At 63.3% G+C, this 25,324-nt stretch carries 23 protein-coding genes and 1 pseudogene; 12 read left to right on the top strand and 12 right to left on the bottom strand.

Annotation, left to right across the window (positions count from 1 at the left end; translation table 11 throughout):
* The 4 genes from IPM16_12075 to IPM16_12060 all read right to left on the bottom strand — a co-directional run bounded on the left by IPM16_12075 (position 1) and on the right by IPM16_12060 (position 3,187).
* Complete coding sequence (locus tag IPM16_12075; GenBank protein MBK9123840.1) at positions 1-816, bottom strand: [LysW]-aminoadipate kinase; 816 nt, start codon at positions 814-816, stop codon at positions 1-3.
* 273 nt (positions 817-1,089) lie between these two features.
* Entirely contained in the window at positions 1,090-2,115 is a 1,026-nt protein-coding gene (locus IPM16_12070; GenBank protein MBK9123839.1) for an N-acetyl-gamma-glutamyl-phosphate reductase, read from the bottom strand.
* Positions 2,112-3,011, bottom strand: coding sequence for a lysine biosynthesis protein LysX (gene lysX, locus IPM16_12065; protein ID MBK9123838.1), 900 nt, complete (start codon positions 3,009-3,011; stop codon positions 2,112-2,114). The genes IPM16_12070 and lysX overlap by 4 nt, the downstream gene beginning before the upstream one ends.
* Positions 3,012-3,013: 2 nt before the next feature.
* Positions 3,014-3,187 carry a lysine biosynthesis protein LysW gene (locus tag IPM16_12060; protein ID MBK9123837.1) on the bottom strand — a complete coding sequence of 58 codons (174 nt, stop codon included), beginning with the start codon at positions 3,185-3,187 and terminating at the stop codon, positions 3,014-3,016.
* 557 nt (positions 3,188-3,744) lie between these two features.
* Here IPM16_12060 and IPM16_12055 point away from each other — a divergent pair.
* Positions 3,745-5,106 carry a TrpB-like pyridoxal phosphate-dependent enzyme gene (locus IPM16_12055; GenBank protein ID MBK9123836.1) on the top strand — a complete coding sequence of 454 codons (1,362 nt, stop codon included), beginning with the start codon at positions 3,745-3,747 and terminating at the stop codon, positions 5,104-5,106.
* A gap of 92 nt (positions 5,107-5,198) precedes the next feature.
* Here the strand turns inward: IPM16_12055 and IPM16_12050 are convergent, their stop codons facing one another.
* On the bottom strand, positions 5,199-6,848 hold the full coding sequence (locus tag IPM16_12050; GenBank protein MBK9123835.1) for an ABC-F family ATP-binding cassette domain-containing protein: 1,650 nt from the start codon (positions 6,846-6,848) through the stop codon (positions 5,199-5,201).
* A gap of 584 nt (positions 6,849-7,432) precedes the next feature.
* Between IPM16_12050 and IPM16_12045 the strand changes: the two genes are divergently transcribed.
* The 3 genes from IPM16_12045 to IPM16_12035 are packed head-to-tail and all read left to right on the top strand — an operon-like array spanning position 7,433 to position 8,770.
* Positions 7,433-7,768: a winged helix-turn-helix transcriptional regulator gene (locus IPM16_12045; protein MBK9123834.1), complete on the top strand. Its 336-nt coding sequence runs from the start codon at positions 7,433-7,435 to the stop codon at positions 7,766-7,768.
* Complete coding sequence (locus IPM16_12040) at positions 7,761-8,252, top strand: SRPBCC family protein (protein MBK9123833.1); 492 nt, start codon at positions 7,761-7,763, stop codon at positions 8,250-8,252. The genes IPM16_12045 and IPM16_12040 overlap by 8 nt, the downstream gene beginning before the upstream one ends.
* A 26-nt stretch (positions 8,253-8,278) precedes the next feature.
* Positions 8,279-8,770: an SRPBCC family protein gene (locus tag IPM16_12035; GenBank protein MBK9123832.1), complete on the top strand. Its 492-nt coding sequence runs from the start codon at positions 8,279-8,281 to the stop codon at positions 8,768-8,770.
* A gap of 53 nt (positions 8,771-8,823) precedes the next feature.
* Here IPM16_12035 and IPM16_12030 read toward each other — a convergent pair whose 3' ends face one another.
* Positions 8,824-9,285, bottom strand: coding sequence for an arsenate reductase ArsC (locus tag IPM16_12030; protein MBK9123831.1), 462 nt, complete (start codon positions 9,283-9,285; stop codon positions 8,824-8,826).
* A gap of 212 nt (positions 9,286-9,497) precedes the next feature.
* Between IPM16_12030 and IPM16_12025 the strand changes: the two genes are divergently transcribed.
* On the top strand, positions 9,498-10,865 hold the full coding sequence (locus tag IPM16_12025; protein MBK9123830.1) for a thrombospondin type 3 repeat-containing protein: 1,368 nt from the start codon (positions 9,498-9,500) through the stop codon (positions 10,863-10,865).
* 322 nt (positions 10,866-11,187) lie between these two features.
* Here IPM16_12025 and hydA read toward each other — a convergent pair whose 3' ends face one another.
* The 3 genes from hydA to IPM16_12010 all read right to left on the bottom strand — a co-directional run bounded on the left by hydA (position 11,188) and on the right by IPM16_12010 (position 14,959).
* Positions 11,188-12,663, bottom strand: coding sequence for a dihydropyrimidinase (hydA, locus tag IPM16_12020; protein MBK9123829.1), 1,476 nt, complete (start codon positions 12,661-12,663; stop codon positions 11,188-11,190).
* Positions 12,664-12,788: 125 nt separating this feature from the next.
* Positions 12,789-13,790, bottom strand: coding sequence for a TIGR03842 family LLM class F420-dependent oxidoreductase (locus tag IPM16_12015; protein MBK9123828.1), 1,002 nt, complete (start codon positions 13,788-13,790; stop codon positions 12,789-12,791).
* A gap of 170 nt (positions 13,791-13,960) precedes the next feature.
* The gene (locus IPM16_12010; protein MBK9123827.1) at positions 13,961-14,959 is read right to left on the bottom strand and encodes an aldehyde dehydrogenase; all 999 of its coding nucleotides are present in this window, start codon (positions 14,957-14,959) and stop codon (positions 13,961-13,963) included.
* Positions 14,960-15,112: 153 nt separating this feature from the next.
* Here IPM16_12010 and IPM16_12005 point away from each other — a divergent pair, with 153 nt between their 5' ends.
* Positions 15,113-15,868: an SUMF1/EgtB/PvdO family nonheme iron enzyme gene (locus IPM16_12005; protein ID MBK9123826.1), complete on the top strand. Its 756-nt coding sequence runs from the start codon at positions 15,113-15,115 to the stop codon at positions 15,866-15,868.
* A gap of 32 nt (positions 15,869-15,900) precedes the next feature.
* On the opposite strand, the gene IPM16_12000 is transcribed toward IPM16_12005, so the two are convergent.
* Positions 15,901-16,731, bottom strand: a complete 831-nt coding sequence (locus tag IPM16_12000) for an alpha/beta hydrolase (protein MBK9123825.1) — start codon at positions 16,729-16,731, stop codon at positions 15,901-15,903.
* 117 nt (positions 16,732-16,848) lie between these two features.
* Here IPM16_12000 and IPM16_11995 point away from each other — a divergent pair, with 117 nt between their 5' ends.
* The 3 genes from IPM16_11995 (at position 16,849) to IPM16_11985 (ending at position 18,949) form a co-directional block, all read left to right on the top strand.
* The gene (locus tag IPM16_11995; protein ID MBK9123824.1) at positions 16,849-18,303 is read left to right on the top strand and encodes a potassium/proton antiporter; all 1,455 of its coding nucleotides are present in this window, start codon (positions 16,849-16,851) and stop codon (positions 18,301-18,303) included.
* A 110-nt stretch (positions 18,304-18,413) separates the two neighbouring features.
* On the top strand, positions 18,414-18,746 hold the full coding sequence (locus IPM16_11990; protein MBK9123823.1) for a hypothetical protein: 333 nt from the start codon (positions 18,414-18,416) through the stop codon (positions 18,744-18,746).
* Positions 18,668-18,949 carry a hypothetical protein gene (locus IPM16_11985; protein ID MBK9123822.1) on the top strand — a complete coding sequence of 94 codons (282 nt, stop codon included), beginning with the start codon at positions 18,668-18,670 and terminating at the stop codon, positions 18,947-18,949. The genes IPM16_11990 and IPM16_11985 overlap by 79 nt, the downstream gene beginning before the upstream one ends.
* A gap of 97 nt (positions 18,950-19,046) precedes the next feature.
* Here the strand turns inward: IPM16_11985 and IPM16_11980 are convergent, their stop codons facing one another.
* Positions 19,047-19,985 carry a GNAT family N-acetyltransferase gene (locus IPM16_11980; GenBank protein ID MBK9123821.1) on the bottom strand — a complete coding sequence of 313 codons (939 nt, stop codon included), beginning with the start codon at positions 19,983-19,985 and terminating at the stop codon, positions 19,047-19,049.
* Between the two features lie 140 nt (positions 19,986-20,125).
* Here IPM16_11980 and IPM16_11975 point away from each other — a divergent pair.
* The 3 genes and pseudogenes from IPM16_11975 to IPM16_11965 all read left to right on the top strand — a co-directional run bounded on the left by IPM16_11975 (position 20,126) and on the right by IPM16_11965 (position 24,833).
* A pseudogene (locus tag IPM16_11975) lies at positions 20,126-21,426 on the top strand (aspartate aminotransferase family protein).
* Positions 21,427-21,433: 7 nt separating this feature from the next.
* Positions 21,434-23,899 (top strand): ATP-binding cassette domain-containing protein, encoded by a 2,466-nt coding sequence (locus tag IPM16_11970; protein ID MBK9123820.1) that lies wholly within the window; start codon positions 21,434-21,436, stop codon positions 23,897-23,899.
* 112 nt (positions 23,900-24,011) lie between these two features.
* Complete coding sequence (locus tag IPM16_11965) at positions 24,012-24,833, top strand: ABC transporter permease subunit (GenBank protein MBK9123819.1); 822 nt, start codon at positions 24,012-24,014, stop codon at positions 24,831-24,833.
* Here IPM16_11965 and IPM16_11960 read toward each other — a convergent pair.
* A complete protein-coding gene (locus IPM16_11960; protein MBK9123818.1) occupies positions 24,811-25,047 on the bottom strand; it encodes a Uma2 family endonuclease in 237 nt (78 codons plus the stop codon). The genes IPM16_11965 and IPM16_11960 overlap by 23 nt on opposite strands.
* Between the last annotated feature and the right edge of the window lie 277 nt (positions 25,048-25,324).

The raw sequence follows: 25,324 nt of genomic DNA, 5'->3' as shown, positions 1-25,324 counted from the left end.
CTAGACCTCCACTCCGTCATGTGCGGCGCTGAACACGGTGCCGACACCGGCCAAACCATCGCGCACCGGCGTCTCGCGCCGTCCATCGCCGATCACGACCCGCGCGACGCGGCCAGCCAACGCTTCCTGCGCGGCGATGACCTTGCGCTTCATGCGGCCTGCCGCCCACTCCAACGCCTGCGACATCGCCTGCGGCGGGACCTGCGTCACCAGCGAGTCCGGATCGGCAGCGTCCCGATACAGCCCGCGCACGTTGCTCAGGATCAGCAGGGTGTGTGCACCGAGCGCCGAGGCTAGCGCCGCGGCGGCACGGTCGCCGTCGACGTTGAGCAGTCCGTCGGTGCTGGTAGCAATCGGCGGGACGACGGGAACGGCGCCTAGGTTCAGCAGATCACTAAGCGCACTCGTTTCAGCGCCGGTGATGCTGCCGGTGTAGTCGTCGCGCACAATGCGTACGCGGCCATCGATCACCGCCCGCACAGCGTCCTTGCGCTCGGCCGTGACCGCCGGGACGGCAACCTTTGCCTGCGCGCCGTGTCGGGCCAGCGCGTCGGCCCACGTGCGCCCGACGATGCTGGCCGCCTCGACGTACAGGTCGCGTGTTGCCGCGTCGGTGTAACGCGAGGCGTGGCCTGAGGGCGATGTCAGTGTGCGCACCGGCACGCCTCGCTCGGCGCACAGAGCATCGAGCGCAGCACTCACGCCATGCACCAGCATGACGGGTCGCTCCGCCGCGATCGCCGCGATGTCGCGGGCGCATGCGTCAAGGTCGAGACCTGATGCTCCGCCGACTTTGATCACGAGAAGGTCGTTCATGTGATGTGGTTACCCCTCACCCCCGGCCCCTCTCCCTCAAGGGGAGAGGAGAGAAGGACAATGCGTTGTGTAAAGTCAAGATCATTCGCACGGACATGGTTTGGTGGGTGACCCAGCGGGCCACCCTTGCGGAACGGTGATGCTGCCGGCGGACACGGCATGCCGTGTGCCTACGATAGGGTTGGGAATGGCGCCTGCGGGCGACCCAGCGGGTCGCCCCTACATACCGACGCACGGACTCTCTCTGACGACTGATTCCTGAAAACTGGTTCCTCATGGATAGGCGGCAAACAAGCGCAGGCCGTCGCGCTCGTCGAAGCCGCGCATGAGGTTCATGCACTGAATTGCGCTGCCGGCCGCGCCTTTGCCCAAATTGTCGAGCGCCGCCACGATCACCACGTGGGTCGGATCGTCCGCGTCCAGTTCCCAGCCGATGTCGCAATAGTTCGTCCCGGCGACAAGGCGGGGTTCGGGGAGGCGATGCAGACCGGATTTCGCCGCCACAAGCCGGATGAACGGCTCGCTGCCGTACGCGCCGCGATAGGCCGCCCACAGGTCTTTGTCGGTGATTGGCCGCGTGAGGTCGACGTGCGCCGTGACATGCACGCCGCGCACCATCTCGATTGCCGTGACCGCGAACCGCACCGGCACGTCGCCTAGAATTTGCGTCACCTCGGCATGGTGACGGTGGCCGGTGGCCTTGTACGCCCGCACCGCGCCGCTGCGAATCGGATGATGCGACCCGTCATTCACCTCCGCGCCTCCTTCCGACGACCCGACCTTCACTTCGGCGCTGGCACGGGCGAGCAGTCCAGCACGTACGAGCGGCAGCAGGGCGAGGTTGACCGTAGTGGCGTTGCAGCCGACACCGCTGGCGTACGACGCGCCGCGCAGCGCCTCGCGGTTGACCTCGGGCAGGCCGTACACGAATCGGTCGACCCACCGCGGCGCGGCGTGCGCTCCACCGTACACGCGTTCGTACAGCGACAGATCGCGCAGCCGGAAATCAGCGGACAGGTCGATGAGTGTCGGCGCGAGCGCGGCGTATCGGTCGATCTCGCGGCTGGCGACGCCGTGCGGAAGGCACAGAAACAACACGTCGCACGGCTCGAGCGCGTCCGGATGAATGAAGCGCAGCGGTGTGCCGCCGCGCAGGTGGGGATGCGCGGCGTAGACGAACTGGCCGGCGTTCTCGCGGCTGGTCACCTGCGTGACGTCGACGTGCGGATGCCCCAGCAGCAGGCGAATCAACTCGCCGCCGGTGTATCCGCTCGCCCCGACGATTCCGACCGAGATCACAGCGGGGCCTCCGTGTTGGGCGCAACCGACCGCGTCAGCGGCGCGAGCACGAAGTCGATCATGGCCGCCGGGATGTCCACGCCGGTCGGCGCGATCGAGTTGCGGAACTCCATGGTGTGGTTGATCTCGTTGACCACCAGCCCGTCCGGCGACTCGAACACGTCGAGCGCCAGCATGCCGCCGCCGACCGCATTGGCCGCGCGCACGCACAGCTCGTCCAGTTCGTCGGTGACCGGGCAGCTGCTGGTCGTGCCGCCGCGTGCCGTGTTCGTGATCCAATGCGCCGACGTGCGGTACACCGCGCAGATCGTGCGGCTTCCGACGACGAACGCGCGGATGTCGCGGCCCGGCTTTTCGACGAACTGTTGCGCGTAGATCGAGTGTTGAGTCCAGTCGCCCAGTGTGAAGCGGTGTTCGAGGATGGCTTCGGCCGCGTCGCGGTCGTTGACGCGCGCCAGCAGACGGCCCCACGATCCGGTCACCGGCTTGAGGACGGCGGGATAACCGACCGCGGCGATGGCGCTCATGGCCGATTCTTCCGTGAATCCGACGGTCGCCTGCGGCTGCGGGATGCCCGCGCGGGCCAGCGCCAACGTCGTCAGAAGCTTGTCGCCGCAGGTGACGGCCGTCTGGTACGCGTTGACGGTGCGTATGCCCCAACTGTTCAGCACGGCGAGGGCGTACATCCCGCGCGACGTACTCACGCAGCGCTCGAATACGACATCGTACGCCGACCACGGCACGCCGCTTGGGGCGAGCTGCTCCGGCCCGGCGGTGAGGTCGAACACGAGGTCGCGGTCGAGGATGACGTCGGGCGCGACGCCGCGCGCGTCGAACGCCGCAAGCAGCAGCTTCTCTTCCGGGCGGACGTGGGTGATGAGCAGCGCGACTCGCATGACTACTCGCCCCAATCTTCTTCGACGTCCGGCGCGAGGTCGAGCGTCAACGGGCTCAAGCTGAGGACTTCCAAATCGCTGCCGCAGTCCGGGCAGCTAATCAGTTCGTTGGCGACGACGTCGGCCGGAACGGGTACGGCGGCGTCACAGGTCGGGCAGGCGGGCAGGGCGGTCATGGGTTGTTGCTCCTTTTTCCTCGGTAAATGGTCACTGACAGAACTGGCGGAAACGAAAACCGCCGCCCGGATTCACAGTCCGGACGGCGGTTTGTGTCACACATTGCAGGCACAAACGAAGCTATCCAGACGGCGTGTCCGGCTTCTTGACCTGCTTGCGCTTGCTCTCGAACGGGAGCGTGGCGGGTGTGACTGGGTGCATCGTGATCTCCTGTGGTGCCTTAAACGGAAACAAAAAAACCGCCCGTGAGTGCGGGCGGTTTGGTTTCAGCTTTGTCGTCGTCAAGTACGCGAAAAGCCCGCACTCATCGTGGGGTGTCGGTCTTCTTCGCCTTCTTGATCATGCTGGACATACTGGCGTTTCCGTTGTGTAGCGCCGATCCTGCGGAAAGATAACGTGCATCGCCACCATCCGCAAGCGATCCATGCGTTCACTCATTAAACACTCATAATACGAGAAGTTCTAGAACTGCGCAATTGTTGCACGGGGGCGCGACGGTGCGTTACCGTACCCCGGTTCGCTGTGCCAAGCGCCGAATAGAGGGAGGGGAAAGAGAATGAGTGATACTGTTCGTTTTGACCTACCGCAGTCCGATATTCCGACCCACTGGTACAACATTCAGGCCGACCTGCCGCGCCCACTGCCGCCCGTGCTGCACCCCGGTACGCATCAGCCCGTGGGGCCGGACGACCTCGCGCCGCTGTTTCCGATCGACCTGATCCTGCAAGAGGTGAGCCAGGACCGCTACATTGAAATCCCCGAGGAGGTGCGCGAGATCTATAAGCTGTGGCGGCCAACCCCGCTGCTGCGCGCCTATCGGCTCGAAAAGGCGCTCGGGACGCCGGCGCATATTTACTATAAGTACGAGGGCGCATCGCCGAGCGGCAGCCACAAGCTGAACACGGCGGTGCCGCAGGCGTTCTACAACAAGCGGGCAGGCATCGCTGGCCTGACGACCGAGACTGGCGCCGGCCAGTGGGGTACCGCCCTGAGCCAAGCCTGCAACTTCTTCGATCTCGAGTGCCATGTCTACATGGTGAAGGTCAGCTACCAGCAGAAGCCGTACCGTACCGCGATGATGCGCACGTTCGGCGCCGACGTCACGCCCAGCCCGTCGGACAAGACGAATGCCGGACGCGCCATCCTCGCGGCGTCGCCGGACAGCCCCGGCTCGCTCGGCATCGCCATCAGCGAAGCAGTCGAAGCCGCGGCGACCAGCGGCGGCAAGTACAAGTACGCGCTCGGCTCGGTGCTCAACCACGTCCTCATGCACCAGACGGTGATCGGGCAAGAGGCGCTAAAGCAGATGGAACTCGCTGGCGAGTATCCCGACGTCATCGTGGCGCCAACCGGTGGCGGCAGCAACTTCAGCGGAATTGCCATGCCGTTTGTGCGGATGAACCTGAAGGAAGGCAAGCGTACACGCATTCTGGCGGTCGAACCGGCCTCGTGCCCCAGCTTGACCAAGGGCGTCTACGCGTACGACTTTGGCGATACCAGCGGCATGACCCCGCTGGTCAAGATGTATACGCTCGGCCACGACTTTGTGCCGCCGCCGGTTCACGCGGGCGGGCTGCGTTACCACGGCATGGCGTCGATCGTGTGCGAACTCTACGATCAAGGCTTAATCGAGGCGCAGGCGATCGCGCAGTTGGAGACCTTCGCGGCCGGTGTCACGTTCGCGCGCGCCGAGGGCATCGTGCCCGCGCCCGAGGCGGCGCACGGCATCGCTGGCGCGATACGTGAGGCACTCGCGGCCAAGGAGACTGGCGAGAAGAAGGTGATCCTGTTCAACCTGTGCGGGCACGGCCATTTCGACATGAGCGCCTACACCGAATACTTCGATCAGCGCCTGTTCGACTACGAATATCCAGAGGCCGAAGTGCACGCTGCCATGCAGCGTCTGCCGCAGGTCTAACCGAGCAGAGGCAGTGCATTCCACAACAACGAAAGCTGCGCTGTCAGCACACGCACGCTGACAGCGCAGCTTGTTTGACATCTTTTGGCGGGCTAGTGCACCGCGCTCAGTTGGCGGTCGCCCAGCGCCAACACCGTCCCGCCGAACCCCTCCAAGAAGCGCCGATCGTGAGTCGCCGCGATGATCGCACCCGGGAAGCTGCGCAGCGCGTCCTCGAACGCCTCCAGCACGTCGAAGCTGAGCGTGTTGGTCGGCTCGTCGAGGATCAGCACGTTAGCCTGCTGCCGGATGAGCTTGGCGATCTGCAGCTTGCGCCGCTGCCCGCCGGACAGCATGCCGACCGTGCGGCGTACCTCGTCATAGCGGAACAGTCCGCTCACCAGCAGGTCGCTGATGGCCGCTTGCTCGGGCAGGTCGCTGCCGTCGATATACGCTTCGACGACCGTCTGCACGTCGTCAAGATCGGCCCCGAACTGATCGAGATAGCCGATCCGAACCTGCGGGCTGATGTGTACCACGCCCGAGTCCGGCGCTTCGACCCCGACGATCATCCGCAGCAGCGTCGACTTGCCCGATCCGTTTGGCCCGACAATCGCGATCCGTGCATCCGGCGCGACGCTGAGCGAGAAATCGTCGATCACGGCGCGCTGCCCGTACCGCTTGCTCACGCCGCTGATCGTGATGGCGAACTGCCCGCGCAGGGCGCGCGGATCGAAGTCCGGGCGGAACGTCAGCGGGCGCGGCGGGCGCGGGATCGGGTCGGCTTCGATTCGGGCGAGGCGCTCCTTGACGTTGTCGAGCTTGCGCGTCAGGTGAATCTCGGTGCGCCCCTTAAAGAACCCCTTGGCGAACTTGTCGCCGCCGACCTTCTTGGTCGGTTTGGTCTGGCTCATTGCGCGGATCTCGTCGGAGATCGCGATACGCAGGTCTTTGACTTCGTCCTGCTGGGCCGCGTATTCCTGTTCCCAGCGCAGGCGTTCGCGCGTTTTGGCCTTGAGGTAGTCGTCGTAGTCGCCAGTGTACTGCTTGGCACGGTGGCTGAATTCGTCGATTTCGATGATCGAGGTCACGGTCGCGTTCAGGAACGTGCGGTCGTGGCTGACCATCAGCACCGCGCCGCGCAGCTCGCGTACGTAGCCTTCCAGCCACGCCATACTGTCGACGTCGAGATGGTTGGTCGGCTCGTCCAGCAGCAGCACGTCGGGCCCGCTGAGCAGCAGCAGCGCGAGTTGAAGCCGCGCACGCTCACCGCCCGACAGCGATCGGATGTCCCGATCGCGCGGCAGGTGGTCGATCCGCAGGCCGGCAAGCACCATGCCGACTCGCGCCTCGGCGTCCCAGCCGCCCGCGCGTTCGAACGCGTCGGTCAGCTCGCCGTAGCGGTCGAGCAGGTCGCTCAGGGCGTCGCCAGTCAGGTCGCCCATGCCGGCTTCGAGCACGCGCATCTCCGCTTCCATCGTTCGCAGATCGGCGAGCGACTGCTCGATCAGGCTCGCGATGGTGCCTTGCACCGCATTGTCTTCCTGCGGCAGATAGCCTAAGCGCGTGCCCGGTCGCAATGCCGCCTTGCCACCGTCCGGCTCAAGTTCGCCGGTGACAATTTTGAGCAGCGTCGACTTGCCGACGCCATTCGCACCGACGATGCCGATGCGCTGGCCGGGCGCAAGCGTAAACGAGATATCGTTGAGGACCGTCAACGGCCCGTATGTCTTGGTGATGTGTTCGATGGTTAGCGCCGTCATGGGCGTCTGTCCTCCGTTGCGCGGTCGAGTAGGGGCCTCATGCGCAAGGGTGGGGCGGAGAATCAAACCGCCGCCCACGGGCGGCAGCGGCGAGCGCGATTGGGTGACGAATCACCGCAGCGCGCGGAACGGAGTAACACGTTCAGCAGCAGTCCAGCCCGGCTTGCGCCAAGTCAATTGGGTGTGCTGCGTCCTGCCACGTGAACCGTCCTTGTTCGTCTCGTCAAAGCACAGCGGCGGATGCGGCTGTACGTCTATCAGTTTACGGCCATCGATGAATCCGTCAAGTACCGCAGCCACCAGAAAAAGGGGAAAGGTGAAAGGGGAAGGAAGGGCGAAAGCGAGGGGATAGGTAGAAGGGTTAGGGGGGAGAGCCGAGGCGAATGGGTAAAGACGTGGCGAATATCGCGCTGGACTTGCGGGAACTGTACGCGTCCTGCCCGGCTTTGGGCGCCGATCTAGAGTGTTTTTGTAGCGACACGGCACTGCCGTGTTCGCGTTCACCTCAGCGTGCCAAAACTCTCATGCGTTGTTCGACACGTATGCCTTGACGGTTATATAACCAATATGGTATATTGATGCACATGACCACACCGTATCAAGCACTCGCCGATCCGACTCGCCGTCTGATCCTCGATCTGCTCCGCGAGCGCCCTCGATTGGTGGGCGACCTTGTGGAACTCGTCGGCATCAGCCAACCCGGGGTGTCGAAACAACTGCGCGTCTTGCGCGAGGCAGGCTTGGTCCGTGTGCGTCAGGACGCCCAGCGCCGCTGGTACGAGCTGAACGCTGAACCCCTCGCCGAGGTTCACTCGTGGCTCGAAGCCTACAAACGCGCATGGGAAGACCGGCTCGACCGGCTGGACAGTTACCTGCAAGACCTACAATCGAGGGAATTGAGGGACACAGACCATGAGTAACAGTCAGAACGCCGCCGCCAGCACCGAAGCGACCTTCTTTGTGGAGCGCATCTTCAACGCGTCGCGCGACAAGGTCTTCGCGGCCTACACCCAACCCGAGCATATCAAGCAGTGGTGGGCGCCGCGCCCGTGGCATCTATCGCACTGCAGCGTCGACCTGCGGCCGGGCGGCGAGTGGCGCTACTGCATGGCCGGGCCGGATGGCGAAGAGGCGTGGGGCAAGGCGACCTACCGTGAGATCGTCCCGCCGGAGCGCCTTGTCTATGAAGACGCCTTCACCGATGCCGACGGCAACGTCAATCCGGCGCTTCCGGTCTCGGTGACGACCATCACGTTCGAGGACCTTGGCGATGGCAAGACGCGAATGTCGGCAGTTGCCGTGTTCCCGACGCCGGAGGCCCTGCGGGCCGTGATCGACATGGGTATGGAAGAGGGCATGAACATGTGCCTCGACCAGCTCGCCGAACTGCTCGCCACGCTGTAACTCGACCCAAACAGGAGACTAGCGACATGTCCACCAACAGCGAGTCGTTCAAGCTGGAATTCGCTTCCGACACGGAGATCGTTTTCACCCGCAGGCTGGCCGCGCCGCGCAAACTCGTGTTCGAAGTGATGACCGATGCAAGGCACTTCAAGAACTGGTACGGCCCACGGGTGATGACCGTCACGCACGCCGAGTCCGATGCCCGAGTTGGCGGCAAGTGGCGGATCGTCTCATTCAGCCCGGAGCACGGCGAGCACGCCTTCAGCGGTGAAATCCTCGAATTCGACCCGCATGAGCGCGTCGTGCAGACCGAGGTCTACGAGCCAATGCCGCAGTTCCAGAACATTAACACGCTGCTGCTGGATGAGGCCAACGGCGTGACCACCGTGCGCGGCCACGTCCAGTACCAATCGAAGGAGCACCGCGACGGGCACTACAACTCGGGCATGGAATGGGGGATGCGCGAGACCTACGACCGGCTCGAAGAATTGGTCGAGGCGCTCGCCCAGCCGAGCTAGTGCGGTCCACTGAAACACAGAAAAGCCCCGGCATTCGTCGGGGCGTTTCTGTTTTAGTTACGCTCCGTCGGCTGATCGAATCGTTCGCGGACCTCGCCGATCCACGGCACAAGCCGCGCCTTGATCTGGTCACGCACGGTGCGGAACGCCGCCAGCTTTGCGTCGTCCGAGCCTTCCCCCGCGGCAGGATCGTCAAACGGCCAGTGCTCCTTGTTGCCGTTTGCCCACAGCGGGGCAGGGCAGTGCTCTTCGGCGTTAGCACACACGGTGATCACCCAGCCGAAGTGCATGAAGCCCATGTACTCGCGCAGGCTCTTGCTGCGTTGGCCGCGGATGTCGATGCCGAGTTCGTCCATCGCCAGAATTGCGAACGGGTTGAGCCCCTTCGGGTCGAGTCCCGCGCTATACACCTCGAACAGGTCTCCGGCCATGTAGCGCAGCAATCCTTCTGCCATCTGCGAGCGTGCTGAGTTGCCGGTGCACAGGAACAGGGTTTTGATCTTCGGTCGGTCCATCGGGCTTCCCCCTGACTCAAACTGAGCCTCAAACATAGCGGTGCATTTGTAAGAGGAGGTCAAGCGTAGGTTAAGGCTCCTTGTTCCCGTACGCAGGTCGCTGCTGGTACGTAGGAACGGGCGAATTGTGAAGATGCCTTGACAAGCCGCGTGCAACATTCGGATGCCATTGGCGGTTTTACGGGTGCAAGACTGACACTCTAGGAGGCCCAATGCGTTCCTTCACACGACCACTCTGGATCGTTCTCTGCCTAGTGATGGCCGTCACGATCATGGCCGTACCCGCTGCGGCTCAGGATACTGATGAAACGATCTATGTCGAACTAACCGGAACTGTACAGTCGGTTAGCTTAAGTTCTGTCGATGTCGGCGGCATTGACATTGCGCCCGGCAGCGCATTTGATGTCACCGCACTGAATATCGGCGATCACATTACGATCACTGGTTACTTCCTTGAAGACGGCACGTTCTTCGGAATTAACTTCCATGACGACGTCGATTCGGACGGCGACGGTGTCATCGACAGTGAGGACAACTGCCCTGACGTGGCGAACGCCGATCAACTCGACAGCGACGACGACGGCATCGGTGATGCCTGCGACCCGGACATCATCGACACCGACGAAGACGGCGTAGTCGACGCCGAAGACAACTGCCCTGAGGTGGCGAACGCCGACCAGCTCGACAGCGACGACGATGGCATCGGTGACGCCTGCGATCCGGACATCATCGACACTGACGAAGACGGCGTGGTCGACGCTGAAGACAACTGCCCTGAGGTGGCGAACGCCGACCAGCTCGACAGCGACGACGATGGCATCGGCGACGCGTGCGATCCGGACATCGTCGATACTGACGAAGACGGCGTGGTCGACGCTGAAGACAACTGCCCACTGGTGGCGAACGCCGATCAGCTCGATAGCGACGACGATGGCATCGGCGACGCGTGCGATCCGGACATTATCGACACCGACGAAGACGGCGTAGTCGACGCTGAAGACAACTGCCCGCTGGTGGCGAACGCCGATCAGCTCGACACCGATGACGACGGAATCGGCGATGCCTGCGACCCGTTCGACAACAGCCTCCCGACCGACTGTGTTGGCGCCGATCCCCATCCGACAGCCCAGCGCATCGCTGAGGCCTACGATCTCCACTACGAAACGGTGCTCGGCTGGCACTGCGCAGGCTTCGGGTTCGGTCAGATCATGATCGCGCTGCGCCTTGCAGAGGCAACCGATGGCGACGCCGCCGACTTCCTCCACGACTTCACCGACGGTGGCGGTTGGGGCCGCGTGATCCGCGATGCCGGCCTGCATCCGGGCGAGTTCTTCTCGGGTAAGGCCAAGATCGATACCGACGACGACGGCGACGAGGAAGAGACCGAAGCGCGCACCAACAACGGCAACGGCAATGGTCGCGGCGGCCCGCCCGAAGACCGCGGTAACAACGGCAATGGCAACGGCCGCGGCAACAACGGGAATGGGAACGGCCGCGGCGGCCCACCCGAAGACCGCGGTAACAATGGCAACGGCAACGGTGGCGGTAATGGCAACGGCCGGGGCAACGGCAAGAACTAACCGTCCCTAGCGAAGTTGGCGGAACACAACGCGGAGCGGTCGACCTGACCGCTCCGCGTTCGTCTATTGCGCAGATATGCCTTGCCCCAAACGCTACTCCGCGGCCGACCTCACCCCGCGTCGCTGGCGCTCCGCTGCCCCTCTGCGCTGCCGACCTCACCCCGCGTCGCTACGCTCCGCTGCCCCTCTCCCGAAGAGAGGGGCTTTCGAATCCGGCGTGTGTTTCTCCCCTCTCCTCGGGAGAGGGGCCGGGGGTGAGGTCTGCCGGGCCGGGGGTGAGGTCTTGTTGGGACCGCCCCGCGGCGTTCGTGCCGCTCTGACTCTAAAGCACCGGCGCGTTGGGCTGGCGGTGGATGAACTGCCCGCCGCCGTTGTGGCCCAGCCACTGCTCGCCGTCGACCAGCTTGATCCCGCGCTGATAGACCTTGACGGGCTTGCCGGTGATCTCCATGCCTTCGTACACGATGTAGTCGGTGCGCATGTGCGTCGTCTCGACCGACAGCACGTGCTTGTGGTTCGGGTCCCACACCACGATGTCGGCATCCGCCCCGACGCTGATCGTGCCCTTCTTCGGGTACATGCCGAAGATCTTGGCCGGGTTGGTGCACATCAGCTCGACAAACCGCTGCGGCGAGATGCGCCCCTTGTTGACGCCGTGCTCCCAGATCACCATCATGCGCTCTTCGAGGCCGGGCATGCCGTTGGGGATCTTGGCGAAATTGCCCTTGCCAAGCTCCTTGCCCGGGCGGCGATACGACGGGTCCTGCGCCTCGAACTCGACCCAGTTGCCACCGTTGTGCTTCTGCGCCCAGTCCTGCCACGGCCCCTTGCCGCCCTCGAACCAGAAGTTGCAGTGGTCGGTGCTGATATGCTGGAGCGTCCCGTCGCGGATCGCCTGCCACAGTACGCCGTGGTCATACTCGGTGCGGATCGGCGGCGAACAGATGTACTTGGCGCCCTCGAACCCCGGCGCGCCGAGGTGCTTTTCGGCGGTCAGGAAGAAGTACTGCGTGCAGCTCTCGCCCATCACCGGCGCACCGGCGGCACGTCCGCGCTGCAAGGCTTGAATCGCCGGCTCGCACGTCATGTGCACGACGTACAGGGGGCATCCGGTCATGCCGGACATCACGACGGCGCGGTTGGTCGCCTCGCCCTCGATCTCGCGCGGGCGAGACAAGTAGTGGTGATACGGCGCGGTCTTGCCTTCGGCCAGCAGGCGCGGCGTCAGGCTCGCTTCGACGTCGCCGTTCTCGGCGTGCACCATCACAATCATGCCGTGCTTGGCCGCCACTTCCATCGTCTTGAACAGCGTGGCGTCGTCGATCTGGAACACGTTCTTGTAGGCCATGAACAGCTTCAGGCTGGTCACGCCCTCCTGCACCAGCGAGGGAATCTCGTCCAGCACCTCGGGCCGCAGATCGGTCACGGCCAAATGGAAGCCGTAGTCGATCTGTGCGACCGATGCCTTCTTGCGCCACGCGTCGAGCCCGTCATGCAGCGATCCGCCCTTGGGCTGAATCACGAAGTCGATGTGCGCGGTCGTGCCGCCGAAGGCCGCTGCCTTGTGGCCGGTGTCAAAGTCGTCGTTGCTGACCGTGCCGCCGAACGGCAGTTCCAGATGCGTGTGTACATCGATGCCGCCGGGCAGCAGGTACTTGCCGGTGCAGTCCACGACTTCGTGGCCCTCGGGGTTGATGTCGCGCCCGAGCGTACTGATGGTCGAGCCTTCGACCAGCACGTCCGCCTTGACCATGTCGCTGGCCGTAATGACCGTTCCGTTCTTGAACAGAGTACCCATAGTTATCTCCTTCGGAGAGTAATCAGGTGTCAGATTTCAGTAGTCAGTAACCAGATTTCAGTCGTCAGAAGGCAGGACAACGCACTGCGTCTTCTGACTACTGACAACTGATTCCTGACTCCTTCCTACTGAAAGTGCGGTATGACATGCTCGCCGTACTCGGCCACGATGCGCTCTTCCTCGCCGCACATCAGGTAGATCGTGAACTGAGTCACGCCGACGGCTTCGAGCGCCTTGAGCTTCTCGACGTGCTGCTCCGGCGTGCCGATGATGCCGAAACTCTCGATCACGTCCTCGGTGATAAAGCCGAGATGGTCGGCGTCTTTGCTGGCGTGTTCCTTATAGTTGTAACCCTTGCGGCCCTCGATGTAGCTCGTCAAGCTGGCGGGGATGTTGGGGTCGTTCTTGCCGTACTTCTCGACGATGTCCGCGACGTGGTTGCCCACCATCGCCGGGAACCAGCGCGTCTGCTCGATGCCCTTCTTGTGATCACCGACCCACACCGGCGCGGCGCTCAGCACGCGGTACGACGACATATCGCGCCCTGCCTTTGCGCCCGCGTCCTTTGCCTGACCGATGAACCACGTGCACAGGCCCGGGTCGGCAAGTTGGATGATCAGGCCGTCGCCGGCCTCGCCTGCGCCGCCGAGCGCCTTGGGGCCGTACGCCGCGATCCACACCGGCATCTCGTAGCCGTTGGCCCACGGGAACTGCACCTCGGCGAGGTCTTCCTCGTACTGGATGGCATCGCCGCGCACCATGCCTTTGACGGCGTGGGCGAACTGCACCATGCGCTCGACGGTGTTGGGCTTGCGGCCCAGCACGCGCATCGAGCTGTCGCCGCGCCCGAGCCCGACCTCGAACCGGTTGCCGCTCTGGATGTTGAGCGTCGCGAAGATGCTGGCCGCTTCCGACCAGTCGCGCACGCCGGGATTGGTCACGCATGGGCCGAAGCGCATATTGTCGGTGTGTTCCATACACATCGCCATCGTGACGTATGGCGAGCGCCACAGGATGTGGCTGTCGTAGAACCAACTGTAGGTGAACCCGGCGACCTCTGCCTGTTTGACCAGCGCCACGGTTCGTTTTGGCGAGATGTCGCCTTTGAAACAAATGCCGAACTCCATAAAGCCCTCACTTTATGTTTGACGCCGTTCAGGGACGGCGCTCCCGTGTTGAGCGGTGAGTATAGCGCGGGCACTGCAAGTGCGCATGCGGGCGCAGACGGCCGCAGTAAATAAACCCGGCCCGTCGACGTGTGCCGACGGGCCGGGTTGCAAACTAAGTCTCAGACGAGCTACCCGGCGATGTACGCCGCGATCTCCGCCAAGCGGGTCGCGTAGCCCATCTCGTTGTCGTACCACGCCGCGACCGACACCAGATTGCCGCCGATGACCGAGGTCAGCGGCAGGTCGATGATCGACGAGTGCGGGTCGCCGACGATGCGGGCCGATGCCCATTCGTCGTGCAGCACGCCCATGACGCCCTTGAGCTGCGGGGTCTCGGCGGCCTTGACAAACGCATCCTTGACTTCGTCTACGGTGACGTCACGGCCCAGCACGGCGTTGATCTCGGCGATGCTGCCGGTGCGGGTAGGCACGCGGTAGGCCTTGCCGGTGATCTTCAGGTCGGGCCAAATGAACAGCAGCGCCTTGGCCGCGCCCGACGACGACGGGATGATGTTCTCGGTCGCCGCCCACGAATCGCGGCGGTCCTTCATCGGCTGATCGGTCAGCGACTGCGTGTTGGTGTAGGCATGTACCGTCGAGAAGAAGCTCGACTTGATTCCGAAGTTCTCCAGCAGCACCTTGACCACCGGCGCGAGCGCGTTGGTCGTGCAGCTCGCCATGCTGACGATGTGGTGCTTGGCGGGGTCGTACGCTTCCTTGTTGATGCCAGCCATCAGCACGATGTCGCAGTCGTTGAGCGACTTGCTGGCGGCGCTGACGAGCACCTTCTTGGCGCCCTTGTCGAGGTGGGCCTGTGCGCCCGCCCGAAGGGTGGCGCGGCCCGTGCAGTCGACGACCACGTCGACGCCCAGATCGCCCCAGTTGGGCAGCTCGTTCTGGGTGTTGAAGTACAGAACTTCGCGCCCGCCGACGACGAAGCCCTTGTCGGTCGCTTCGACGCTCTCGTGCCAGCGCCCGTAGTTCGAGTCGACCTCGAACAGCGCGGCGAGTGTCGGGATGTCACGAATATCCGAGACCGATACGGGGGAGAACAGATTCGCCTTGAGCCCAGCCTTCATCAAAGAGCGGCCGATACGCCCAAAGCCGTGAATTGCGATCTTGCCCATTGCAAACTCTCCAGCTTAGAGAACGGGACTTCCCTAGTATAGCCCGCCTCGGGCGTGTGTAAACGGTCCAACAGGGCCAACGGACCTTTTCCCCGGAGACAACGTGAGAGTACACTGTGCGCGTCACACGTTGCCCAACCAAGGAACTCGACCATGATCCCAGCGGCGCCGCCAACTCATATCGACTGGATGCCGATTCCGGCCGGACACGTCACGCTTGCGGACGGAAAAGGCGAATTCTCAGTTGCGCCGTTTCGCATTGCCCGGCTTGCCGTGACCAACGCGGAGTTCGACGCATTCATCGCCGATGGCGGCTATACCGATCCGCGCTGGTGGGCGGATGTTGACACGCCGGACCTGACGCCGGAACAACTGGAAATGGGCATGTCGGATTGGCGCACCGCACGCGAGCGCGTTGCTGCGCCACAGCCCTCACATTGGCCGGAGGCCGACTGTCCCCGGACCGATGTGACATGGTATGAGGCGATGGCGTTCTGCCGCTGGCTGTCCTCGCGGCTTGGGATGCCGGTTCGACTGCCTACCGAGTGGGAGTGGCAGTGGGCCGCCGTCGGGGATACCGGATGGGTGTACCCGTTCGGGCCGGCCTTCGACGACGCGAAGTGCAACACCTACGAGAACGGCATCGGCCGTACCGTACCCGTTGCGACGTACAGCGAGGTCCACACCGTATTTGGCGTCGTCAATATGTCCGGCAACACCATCGAATGGTGTGCCAACGAGTTTGAGAACCCGCCCAATATGCTGGTGGCCGGGACGGGCCGGCCGGCGATGCGCGGCGGATCATGGGGGCACGATGCGGCCAACGCAAGAGCGTCTCACCGCTTTGGCTTCAACGCCTTGAACAGCAGCTATGCAGTCGGGTTCCGCGTGGCGACCGACGCGGACTAGCGCCCAACCCCCTCACGCGTCGGGCTTCGCGTTCACGCGCAAAGGAACTGCGTGACCTCGCGCAGGAACACGTCTGGCCGATCGTGCGGGATCATGTGCCCGCAGTTTTCGATCGTCACGATGCGCGCACCCGGCCAACAGTGCTCGGCGCGGGCTTTCAAGGGCTGCAGCGGGAAGATTTCGTCATGATCAGCTAACACGACCAGCATCGGCGCGCGCACGTGTCGGAGTACGTCCTCGCCCAGCACCAGCGGTACCACGGCCTTAGTTACCGGCGTGCTCATAATCATGCGCACGAGGAAGTCGAGCACGTCTTCGGCGATCTCGCGCACCGACATCATCTGCACGAAGCGGCGATAGCTGTCCATTCTCCCCGTGACGACGGCTGGCAACAGGCTGACGAACTTGGGCCAGTTGACGTTGACCACGCCGCCGGGCGCGACCAGTACCAGTTTGTCGACCCGGTTCGGGTAGGCGCTGGCGAACTTGAGCGCCACCCATCCACCCAGCGATCCGCCGCACACGCTTACGGTGCCAAGCCCGAGGCCGTCGCACAGTGCGGCCATCCAGTCGGCGACGCCGCTGCCAGTCATAGGCATGCGCACCGCATCGCTCAGGCCGGACTGTCCGGGCAGGTCGACCGCGTACACGCGAAACTGCCTGCTCAGCGGCTCGACTTGATTGATCCACGCCAGCGCGTTCATGCCTGCGCCGTGGATCAGGATGAGAGGAGGAGAATCGGCGGGGCCGCTGACCAGCACATGCGTGCGCGCGAGGGGCGTATCGACCATGAGCGAGTCGTACGGGACGGGGTAGCGGCTGAGGCCGTAAGCATACACATCGTCGGCTAACGTCGCAGTCATGCGCAGTCTCCGGTGCGTTGTGTCAGACGACACTATTTTACGCCGATTCTCAGAAAGACGCGCTAATCTTCTGCGTCTGGTGTACATGCTCGGATCTGAAGGGGGCTGCCCCGGTTGATAACGATCGAATGGATCCTGCTGTTCGTCGCGCTCGTATTGAGCGTGAGCGTCGTTTCCAGCAAGGTCGCGTCGCGCGCAGGCATCCCCGTGCTTCTCATCTTTATCGCGATTGGCATGCTGCTCGGTTCGGAGGGGCCGGGCGGCTTGCAGTTCGACAATCCATGGCTGACTCAGGCGATCGGCGTCACGGCGTTGGTCGCCATTCTTTTCTCCGGCGGTCTCGACACACAGTGGTCCGATGTGCGTCTTGTCTGGCGCGAGGCCGGAATCCTCTCGACGTTCAGCGTAGTGGTTTCGGCGGTGCTGGTCGGCCTTTGCGCGCACCTCGTATTTGGGCTTCCGCCGATGGAGGGCATTCTGCTCGGCTCGATCGTCGCGTCTACCGACGCCGCCGCCGTCTTTACGATCCTGCGTGGGCAGAGCATTCGCCTCGTGCCACGTGTGAAATCCCTAATCGAGGTCGAGTCCGGATCGAACGACCCGATGGCCGTGTTCCTCACCATCGGCATGATCCAGTTGATCACGGCGCAGGTGTCCTCGCCGTTCGGCCTCATACCACTGTTTGTGCAGCAGGCGGTGCTGGGCGTCGTGTTCGGCTACGGCGGGGGGAGGCTAATGCTGTGGGCCATCAACCGAATCCGGCTCGAATTCGATGGCCTGTACCCGGTGCTGACCATTGCGCTGGTGGGCGTGATCTATGGGATCACGGCAGTGCTTGGGGGCAGTGGATTTCTGGCCGTTTACCTAGCCGGCATCATCATGCGCCAGTCCGACTTCATCCATAAACGCAGCCTGATTCAGTTTCACGAGGGGCTCGCGTGGCTGATGCAGATCGTGATGTTCCTCACGCTGGGCCTGCAAGTCTTTCCATCGGAGCTGGTCGCGGTCGTCCCTCAGGGCTTGGTGATCGCCGTCTTCCTCATGTTGATCGCGCGGCCTGTCAGCGTCATGGTGCCGCTGTTGGCGATGCGCGTTCCGATGCGGGTCGCCGTCTATGTCTCATGGGTAGGCATGCGCGGCGCGGTTCCGATTATCCTCGCGACATTTCCGCTGTTGGCCGGCATTCCTGTCGCCGAGACTCTTTTCAACGTCGTCTTCTTCATCGTACTGGTCTCGGTGCTGTTGCAGGGCACAACGGTGACGCCCGTCGCACGGCTGCTGCGGCTTCAAGACCTTCGTCCGATCGACCCGCCGGCGCTGCTGCCCGAGCTGCTGGACCGTGGCAAGTTTCAGGACAATATGCTGGAGGTGACGGTTGCGCCGTCATGCTCGATGCTTGGGCGGCAAGTCATTGACCTTGAGCTGCCGCCTGAAACGCTGCTCATGTTGATCAGTCGTGGCGATCGGATCGTGGTGCCGCGCGGATCAACCGTCATCGAACCGTACGATCGCGTACTCGTGCTGACGCCGCCTCACTACCGCGAACAGGTCGTCCATCTGTTGACACGCTGAACCGTGACTGTATGACATTCGGTTACGACTCGGGTGACAGCATGCACTAGACCCCAATCTTTTCCGGGTGGACGATCATGGCAAGTGGCCCCATCTGGAGGGATATTGCCATGACACCGAAACAGACTCTTGAAGAGCATCACGACCGCCGAAACGACCTATTTGTCGCCATCCTGTTAATCGCAGCAGGGCTGTTGACTCTGCTGCTGAACTTCGTCGAAATCAGCGAGAACGTCGCGCTGCTGATTATGCCGCTGCTCGGCGTGGTGTTCCTCGCGTATGGTCTATTTACGCATAAGTTCGGGTTCACCGTACCGGGCTGGATCCTTGCGGCTTGGGCGCGGGCATCTACATTGGCGTTGAAGTGCCCGGCATCGCGGAAGAAGCGACCGGTGGCGTCATCGTACTCGGCCTCGCGATCGCATTCTTTGGCATCATGTTGATGAACGTCATGTTCGACCGTCGGCCGATCTGGTGGCCCGTGATCCCGGGCGGGTCCTCCGGCATCGTCGGTGTGCTCTTATTGATCGGCACGACCGACGCGATGAACGCGTTGGAGTTCCTCGGCCGGTATTGGCCGGTGGTGCTGATCGTGATCGGCGTATGGATGCTGGTGGTGCGCCGGGACAGGAGCCGGTCGAGCTAAAGTCGACGCGCGAAATCTGGAATCAACGCACGACATGCCCAGCGGCGTACGTCGCTAACTCAGCGCAAGCTGCCAGCGTGTGTGCGTTTTGAGCGTCTCAAATCCAAGCTTCTGATACAGCGACTTGGCTCCAAGCCGGTCGCTGTCGTCTGTATGCAGCCGCACCTCGGCGCAGCCCGCCGCCGCAAACGCCGCACTCGCGTCGCGCACCAACGCGTTGGCGATACCGCGCCGGCGATACCCCGCCAACGTGTTGACCTCGTCGATCACACCGATGCGCGCCGTCGACCTCCTCGATGCGCGCCCAGACTTGGCCGGCAATTCGGTTGCCATCGCGCGCCACGCGCCAGAAGGCCGTCTCGCCGGCCTCAATCTGATCGGCGATCTCGGCGATCAACTCGTCGTCGGATTCCTCCGCCACACCAATCAATTCGTTGCCCCACGCCTCGGACTGTGCGGCGTGCAGCGCGGGGGCATCGCCGGCGGCCGGCGGTCGAATATTGATCCCTGCTGGCGGCGGCGATGCGCGGTTCGGGAGCGGGCCGACCAGCCGCATATGCGCCATCGTGAACGCCGGCGTGAACCCGAGATTGCCCAGTAGCAGCGCCGCGTCCGGTTCGGTGCTGCTGGCGTTGGCGGCCAGAATCGGACGGCGATTATCAGGAATACCTTCGTTCGTGATGCGCCGCACCGACTCCTCGGCCCACGCCATGAGACGGGTACCGATACCTCGGCCGCGAAGGTCCGGGTGAACACGGGCATGGGTCATGTAGATCATCGTGCCGCCGGGTTCCGGCCACATCATCAGGCGCATGAAGCCGACCAACTGACGGCGAGAAAACGCGCCGATCATGCTGCCCGGCGGCGCGAACTGCATCAGCAGGCGGGCGCCGCGGAGGTCAGGCAGGCTTTCAAGCGTCGACCGCGGGTCGATCTGGTCGACCGGCGCACACGCAGCAATCAAGCGGCAGTAGGCGGCGGCGCGGCGCGGCCGAAGGGGACGGAAGTAAACACGTACGGCGGACCGTTGAGGCATAGCGCGCTTCCGGATTGGAACTACAGGTGCGTGCAGTATATCCCGTCCAACCTCCGGCCCAAACGGCTTTGTCACGCTTCGGACGTGTGTTACACTCCGCCCTCACGAATTGGACTACTGAAGGCTGGAGCAGGTGTGCCATGGCCGTTGTTGAGAAAACCTCCGTGATGGATCGCTACCATAAGTACATTTTTCCGGCAGTGGCGCCGATGTACGGCGACAATCCGCTGATCGTCGACCATGCGAAAGACCAGTATGTATGGGATGTCGAGGGTAATCGCTACCTCGACCTCTTTGGCGGTGTGTTGACGGTCAGCGTTGGCCACTGCAACGACGAAATCACCGAACCACGATCGAGCAGTTCCGCCGCTTGCAGCATACGAGCACGCTGTACGTCAATCCGTTGATGGTTGACGTCGCCGGAGTTCATCGCCGAGAAGGCACCGGGCCGTCTGCAGAAGCTGTTCTTCACCAACAGCGGCAGCGAGGCCAACGAGACCGCGATCCTCGCTTGCCCGCATGTACACCGGCAACATGGACATCATCACGCTGCGCCACGCCTACAGCGGCCGCACGCAGGCGACGATGAGCCTGACGGCGCACGGCTCGTGGCGCCTCGGCGGGGTGACCGACCCGTACATCCGGCACGTCAAGAATCCGTACACCTACCGCTTCCCGGCGAAGATGACCGAGGATGAGATCGTCGACTACTGCATCGCCGACCTCGAAGAGGTGATCGCGACGCTGACTGGCGGCAAGCTGGCGCGTTCATCGCCGAACCGATCCAGGGCGTTGGCGGGTTCATCACGCCGCCGCCGACGTACTTCAAGCGCGTTTACGACATCGTCAAGAAGCACGGCGGCCTGTTCATCTCCGACGAGGTGCAGACCGGCTGGACGCGCACCGGCCAGAAGTGGTTCGGCATCGAGCATTGGGGCGTCGAGCCGGACATCATGACGGCCGCCAAGGGCCTCGCCAACGGGTCTCCGATCGGCGCGACCATCGCCACGCCGGAAGTCGCCGACGCGCTCAAGGGCACGACGTTCTCGACCTTCGGCGGCAACCCGGTCACGATGGCGGCGGCGTTGGCGACTCTGAACTACATCGACGAGCATAACCTCGCAGCAGCACGTACGAGCAGGGCGAAGTGCTGATGCAGAAGCTAGAGGAACTCCAGTCCGAATTCCCGTTTGTCGGCGAAGTGCGCGGTAAGGGCCTCATGACGGGCATGGAGATCGTCGTGCCGGATGGCAGCAAGACGCCCGACGCGGCACTGACTCTGAAGATCATCGGCGCGGCGCGTAAGCACGGCCTGTTGATCGGCAAGGGCGGGCTGTATGGCAATGTCGTCCGCATCACGCCGCACATGAACATCGATCCGCAGGATATGCTGACTGGCATGGAGCTGTTGGGGCGCGCCCTCGCGGACGTCTCGAAGTAGGTCGTACATGGCGCAGAACCCCGCGCTCTCGTCTCCATCGATCCGCACGCGCGCGGGGATTCCGGTCCGAAGCAGCATCGCGCGCGGGTTTGCGCTGGTCGTCGTGATCCTGATGGTGAACGTCGCTGTAGCGTTTGTTCGTGTCGGCAGCGACGACCCGCTGTTGTCGGAGTCGACGTTCGGCCAACTGGCCGCGTGGATGGCTGGTCAGAGCGAGGAAGAAGCGCCGGAGTCGATCTTCGGTGCGCTGGCCAAGTCGTGGGCATCTGCGCGCGGCGAGGAGGTATTGGACGAAGCCGCGGCGGTCGACGCGATGCGCTGGCCTGTCGTACTGATTGCGGGGGCTGCGAGCCTTTATGCATTCGTCGGTTCGGTTTTTCTCCGCGCCGGGCGCTTTGGTTCCATCTGGCTCATGCTGTCGATGCATCACAGCATGTCGCTGCTGTTCTTGATCCCAGCTATCGACGGCGACATCACGCTGACGTTCAGCATCGTGTCGGTCTTCCTGACGGTGCTGGCCGTCGGCCTGTCCTCGCGGCATATCGGTCGCGTGGTCGGATTTCTGCTGGCGCTGTCCGTCCTGCTCGCAGGGGTCGAGGCACTCAAGGGCTTTGCACGCGCAAACGATTATGCGATCACCGTAGCCGTCCCCGGCTGGACCGCAACCGTGTACGATACGCCCGATGCCGCCTTTGCGGCCCTGCAAGCCGGGGAACTCGACGCTGTCTTCGGTGAATCGGGCCCGTTAGGAGAAGCAGGCGCTGGTGTCGACGGTGTGTCCGTGCTGACCACGCTCAGCCGCGACGAGTCGCGGATCGGCTTGCCCGTCAAGCCGATTATGCCGGGGCGGTTAGCGGTGGCAGTGCGAAACGAAGATGCCGCAACCGCGTCAGCGGCCGCGGAATTCGTAGGTCGGCCTGTCGGCACGATCGCCGGCGACCCGGCTGTCGAGTTCTTGAATGCACCACGGTCGTGGGTGCTGCTCGATCTCAAGATCTTCAACGACCTCAACCTGCCGCATTTGCAGAGCATCGCCGTGGCGTTCTTTCAGCCGGCTCGCCGCAACGGACCCGTGCTGCTGATGCGAATTTTGGCCGGCAACGCGCTCTACACGTGGAGCGAGGCCGCGCTCAGGTTCGCGTTCGCGACGCTCGGCTTCGTGCTTGGTGCGCTGTTCGCGCACTTCCGGCTGCTGGAACGCGGCTTGCTGCCGTACGTCGTCGCATCGCAGACCGTGCCGATTCTCGCCATCGCGCCGATGGTCGTGATCTGGTTGGGGGCGGGGCCGGCGTCGGTGGCGGTGATCGCCGCCTATCTCACGTTCTTCCCGGTGACGATCAACACCCTGCGCGGGTTGACGTCGCCCAAGGCAACGCAGGTCGAGTTGATGCGGTCGTACGCCGCGTCGCGCTGGACGATCTTCCTCAAGCTGCGGCTGCCGTCGGCCGTGCCGTACATCTTCACGGCGCTCAAGGTCAGCGCCACGGCCAGCGTCGTCGGCGCGATCATCGGCGAGCTGCCGTCCAGCATCCGGGACGGATTGGCGCGGGCGATCCTCGATTTCAGCAGTAGCTACAGCGAGGCCCATCGTGATGGCCGCGTCGGTCGGAATCGTATTCTTCGTGATTGTCAGCCTTGTCGAACGCGTCGCCCTGCGGCGCTTTATTCCACTCTACGTAAAGCCATGACTGAGACACCCGCAGTAATCCGCGCCCAAGGCGTCAACAAGATCTTCGCCGTCAAGAACGCCGATCCAGTCGTTGCGCTCAAAGACATCCAGCTCGATGTCAAGCGCGGCGAGTTCGTGTCGCTGATCGGCCCGTCGGGCTGCGGCAAGTCGACGCTGCTGCGCTTGATCGCCGACCTGCTGCAGCCCAGCAGTGGCGAGCTGGTGATCAACGGCAAAACGCCGCACCAGGCCCGCCTCGACCGCGACTACGGCATGGTGTTTCAGGCGGCGACCCTGTACGACTGGCGCACAGTCGGCAAGAACGTGCAGCTTCCGCTTGAGATCATGGGCATCGACAAACCGGAGCGCGAGAGCGCGCCGCCGAAATGCTCGAACTGGTCGAACTGGGCAAGTTCGCGAAGCATTACCCGTGGCAGCTTTCAGGCGGCATGCAGCGGCGTGGCGATCGCGCGCGCGCTGGCATTTCAGCCGGCGCTGCTGTTGATGGACGAGCCGTTCGGCGCACTGGACGAGTTCACGCGCGAGCGCATGAACCTCGAACTGCTGCGTATCTGGCAGGCCACACAGACGACTGTCATCTTCGTCACGCACAGCATCGCCGAAGCCGTGTTCTTGAGCAGCCGGGTGGTGGTGATGTCGCCGCGTCCGGGCCGCATCACGGCGGTATTGGATGTCGATCTGCCGTACCCGCGCACGTTTGAAACCCGCGAGCAGCCGCGCTATTTCGAACTGGTCACCGAAGTGCGCGAGCTCCTGCGTGATGCACACACCTTTGACGAATAGCGAAGTGATCAGGTGTCAGATGTCAGTTTCCAAGGGCGATCGAGTGACGATTGGCTATCCACGTTGCGGCAATAAAAGACTGACAACTGATGTCTGAAAACTGGAAACTCCAATGACGAAGTCACTTGAACGCCTCCGCTACTATCTGCCGACCATCGTCGTGGCGGTCGCAGTGTTGGTGTTGTGGGAAGTGCTGGTCACAGTGTTGAACATCCAGCAGTTCATCCTGCCCAAGCCGACGCAGATTGGCGGCCGGTTCTTCGAAGAGGTCAACCTGTTCGTGACCGGTCAGGGGTCGATCTTGTTTCAGGCGGCGGGCGCGACGTTCTACGAGGCGCTGGGCGGGTTCATCCTCGGCTGTGGCAGCGGGATCCTTGTCGCGCTGGTGACCGCGCGCTGGACCGTACTGAGTGAGGCGATGATGCCGTTTGCCATCGCCGCCAACAGCGTGCCGATCATCGCGTTTGCCCCGATCATGAACAACTGGTTCGGCCTGACCAACCCGGCGTCCAAAATGGCGATCGTGGCGATCATCGTGTTCTTCCCGACGATGATCAATACCGTGCGCGGACTGACGCTGATCGATCCCCGTCAGCTCGAGCTGAAGTGCGCTCGTACGCCGCCGGAGACTTCAAGATCCTGCGCGCACTGCGCATTCCCGAACGCCGTGCCGTACATTTTCTCGGCACTTCGGGTCGCCAGTCCCTTGAGCATGATCGGCGCCGTCGTCGCGGAATTCTTCGGCGGGCCGCGCGCGACGCTCGGCGTGTTCATCACGCAGGAGGCGTCCGGCTTCAACCGACCGCGCGTGGGCGGCGATCGTCATCGCGTCGCTGATCGGGATCGCGTTCTATTCGATAATCGTGTTCGCGGAACGCCGCCTCGCCCCGTGGGGGCACGCGCGAGACGGGCTAGGTTGGAAACAGAGAATTGACCGGTACCGACAATCCGGGAAGGACATCGCCGCCGCTTAACGACTGATCGAACCGATAGGTTCTCACCATTGCACCGCCACCCTCGGCCGGTTCGTACACGTCAACCGATTTCCCCTTGGGATAGATGACCCAAACCAAGCGCACACCCAGTTCGATGTAGCGCAGAGCCTTTCGATGTACAGAGTACGTGTCGCTATCGGAAACGACTTCCACCGCGAGGTCGGAGCGACAGGAAGGAAGTCGTCGTCAGGAACCTGCGGCAGGCGGTGTCGCGAGTAGTAGGCGGCGTCCGGTACGTAGAAGTCAGATGGCGTGATCTTGAAACCCCGTCGGTCGTAGCAACGAATCCCCAGACCACGTTCGTCTACAAACGCATCAAGGATGCGGGCAACCCGAGACCGCTACGAACGTCTGCTTCGCCTTTGAGGGAGACACCTCGATGACTTCTCCTTGGTGAAGTTCGTAAGTGACAGCATCGTCTTGACGCTCG

This window comes from Candidatus Flexicrinis affinis (assembly GCA_016716525.1).
GTDB classification, from domain to species: domain Bacteria; phylum Chloroflexota; class Anaerolineae; order Aggregatilineales; family Phototrophicaceae; genus Flexicrinis; species Flexicrinis affinis.
This window is presented reverse-complemented; position numbering and strand designations above follow the sequence as displayed.

Bases quoted from the DNA above. Each gene is read 5' to 3' on its own strand.
- IPM16_12000 (MBK9123825.1), bottom strand. From the start codon at position 16,731: ATGACTGCGACGTTAGCCGACGATGTGTATGCTTACGGCCTCAGCCGC.
- IPM16_11965 (MBK9123819.1), top strand. From the start codon at position 24,012: ATGACGAAGTCACTTGAACGCCTCCGCTACTATCTGCCGACCATCGTC.
- IPM16_12035 (MBK9123832.1), top strand. From the start codon at position 8,279: ATGTCCACCAACAGCGAGTCGTTCAAGCTGGAATTCGCTTCCGACACG.
- lysX (MBK9123838.1), bottom strand. From the start codon at position 3,011: ATGCGAGTCGCGCTGCTCATCACCCACGTCCGCCCGGAAGAGAAGCTG.
- IPM16_12075 (MBK9123840.1), bottom strand. From the start codon at position 816: ATGAACGACCTTCTCGTGATCAAAGTCGGCGGAGCATCAGGTCTCGAC.
- IPM16_12005 (MBK9123826.1), top strand. From the start codon at position 15,113: ATGATCCCAGCGGCGCCGCCAACTCATATCGACTGGATGCCGATTCCG.
- IPM16_12055 (MBK9123836.1), top strand. From the start codon at position 3,745: ATGAGTGATACTGTTCGTTTTGACCTACCGCAGTCCGATATTCCGACC.
- IPM16_11970 (MBK9123820.1), top strand. From the start codon at position 21,434: ATGGCGCAGAACCCCGCGCTCTCGTCTCCATCGATCCGCACGCGCGCG.
- IPM16_12010 (MBK9123827.1), bottom strand. From the start codon at position 14,959: ATGGGCAAGATCGCAATTCACGGCTTTGGGCGTATCGGCCGCTCTTTG.
- IPM16_11980 (MBK9123821.1), bottom strand. From the start codon at position 19,985: ATGCCTCAACGGTCCGCCGTACGTGTTTACTTCCGTCCCCTTCGGCCG.
- IPM16_11990 (MBK9123823.1), top strand. From the start codon at position 18,414: ATGACACCGAAACAGACTCTTGAAGAGCATCACGACCGCCGAAACGAC.
- IPM16_12045 (MBK9123834.1), top strand. From the start codon at position 7,433: ATGACCACACCGTATCAAGCACTCGCCGATCCGACTCGCCGTCTGATC.
- IPM16_12040 (MBK9123833.1), top strand. From the start codon at position 7,761: ATGAGTAACAGTCAGAACGCCGCCGCCAGCACCGAAGCGACCTTCTTT.
- IPM16_12030 (MBK9123831.1), bottom strand. From the start codon at position 9,285: ATGGACCGACCGAAGATCAAAACCCTGTTCCTGTGCACCGGCAACTCA.
- IPM16_12025 (MBK9123830.1), top strand. From the start codon at position 9,498: ATGCGTTCCTTCACACGACCACTCTGGATCGTTCTCTGCCTAGTGATG.
- IPM16_12060 (MBK9123837.1), bottom strand. From the start codon at position 3,187: ATGACCGCCCTGCCCGCCTGCCCGACCTGTGACGCCGCCGTACCCGTT.
- IPM16_12050 (MBK9123835.1), bottom strand. From the start codon at position 6,848: ATGACGGCGCTAACCATCGAACACATCACCAAGACATACGGGCCGTTG.
- IPM16_12015 (MBK9123828.1), bottom strand. From the start codon at position 13,790: ATGGAGTTCGGCATTTGTTTCAAAGGCGACATCTCGCCAAAACGAACC.
- hydA (MBK9123829.1), bottom strand. From the start codon at position 12,663: ATGGGTACTCTGTTCAAGAACGGAACGGTCATTACGGCCAGCGACATG.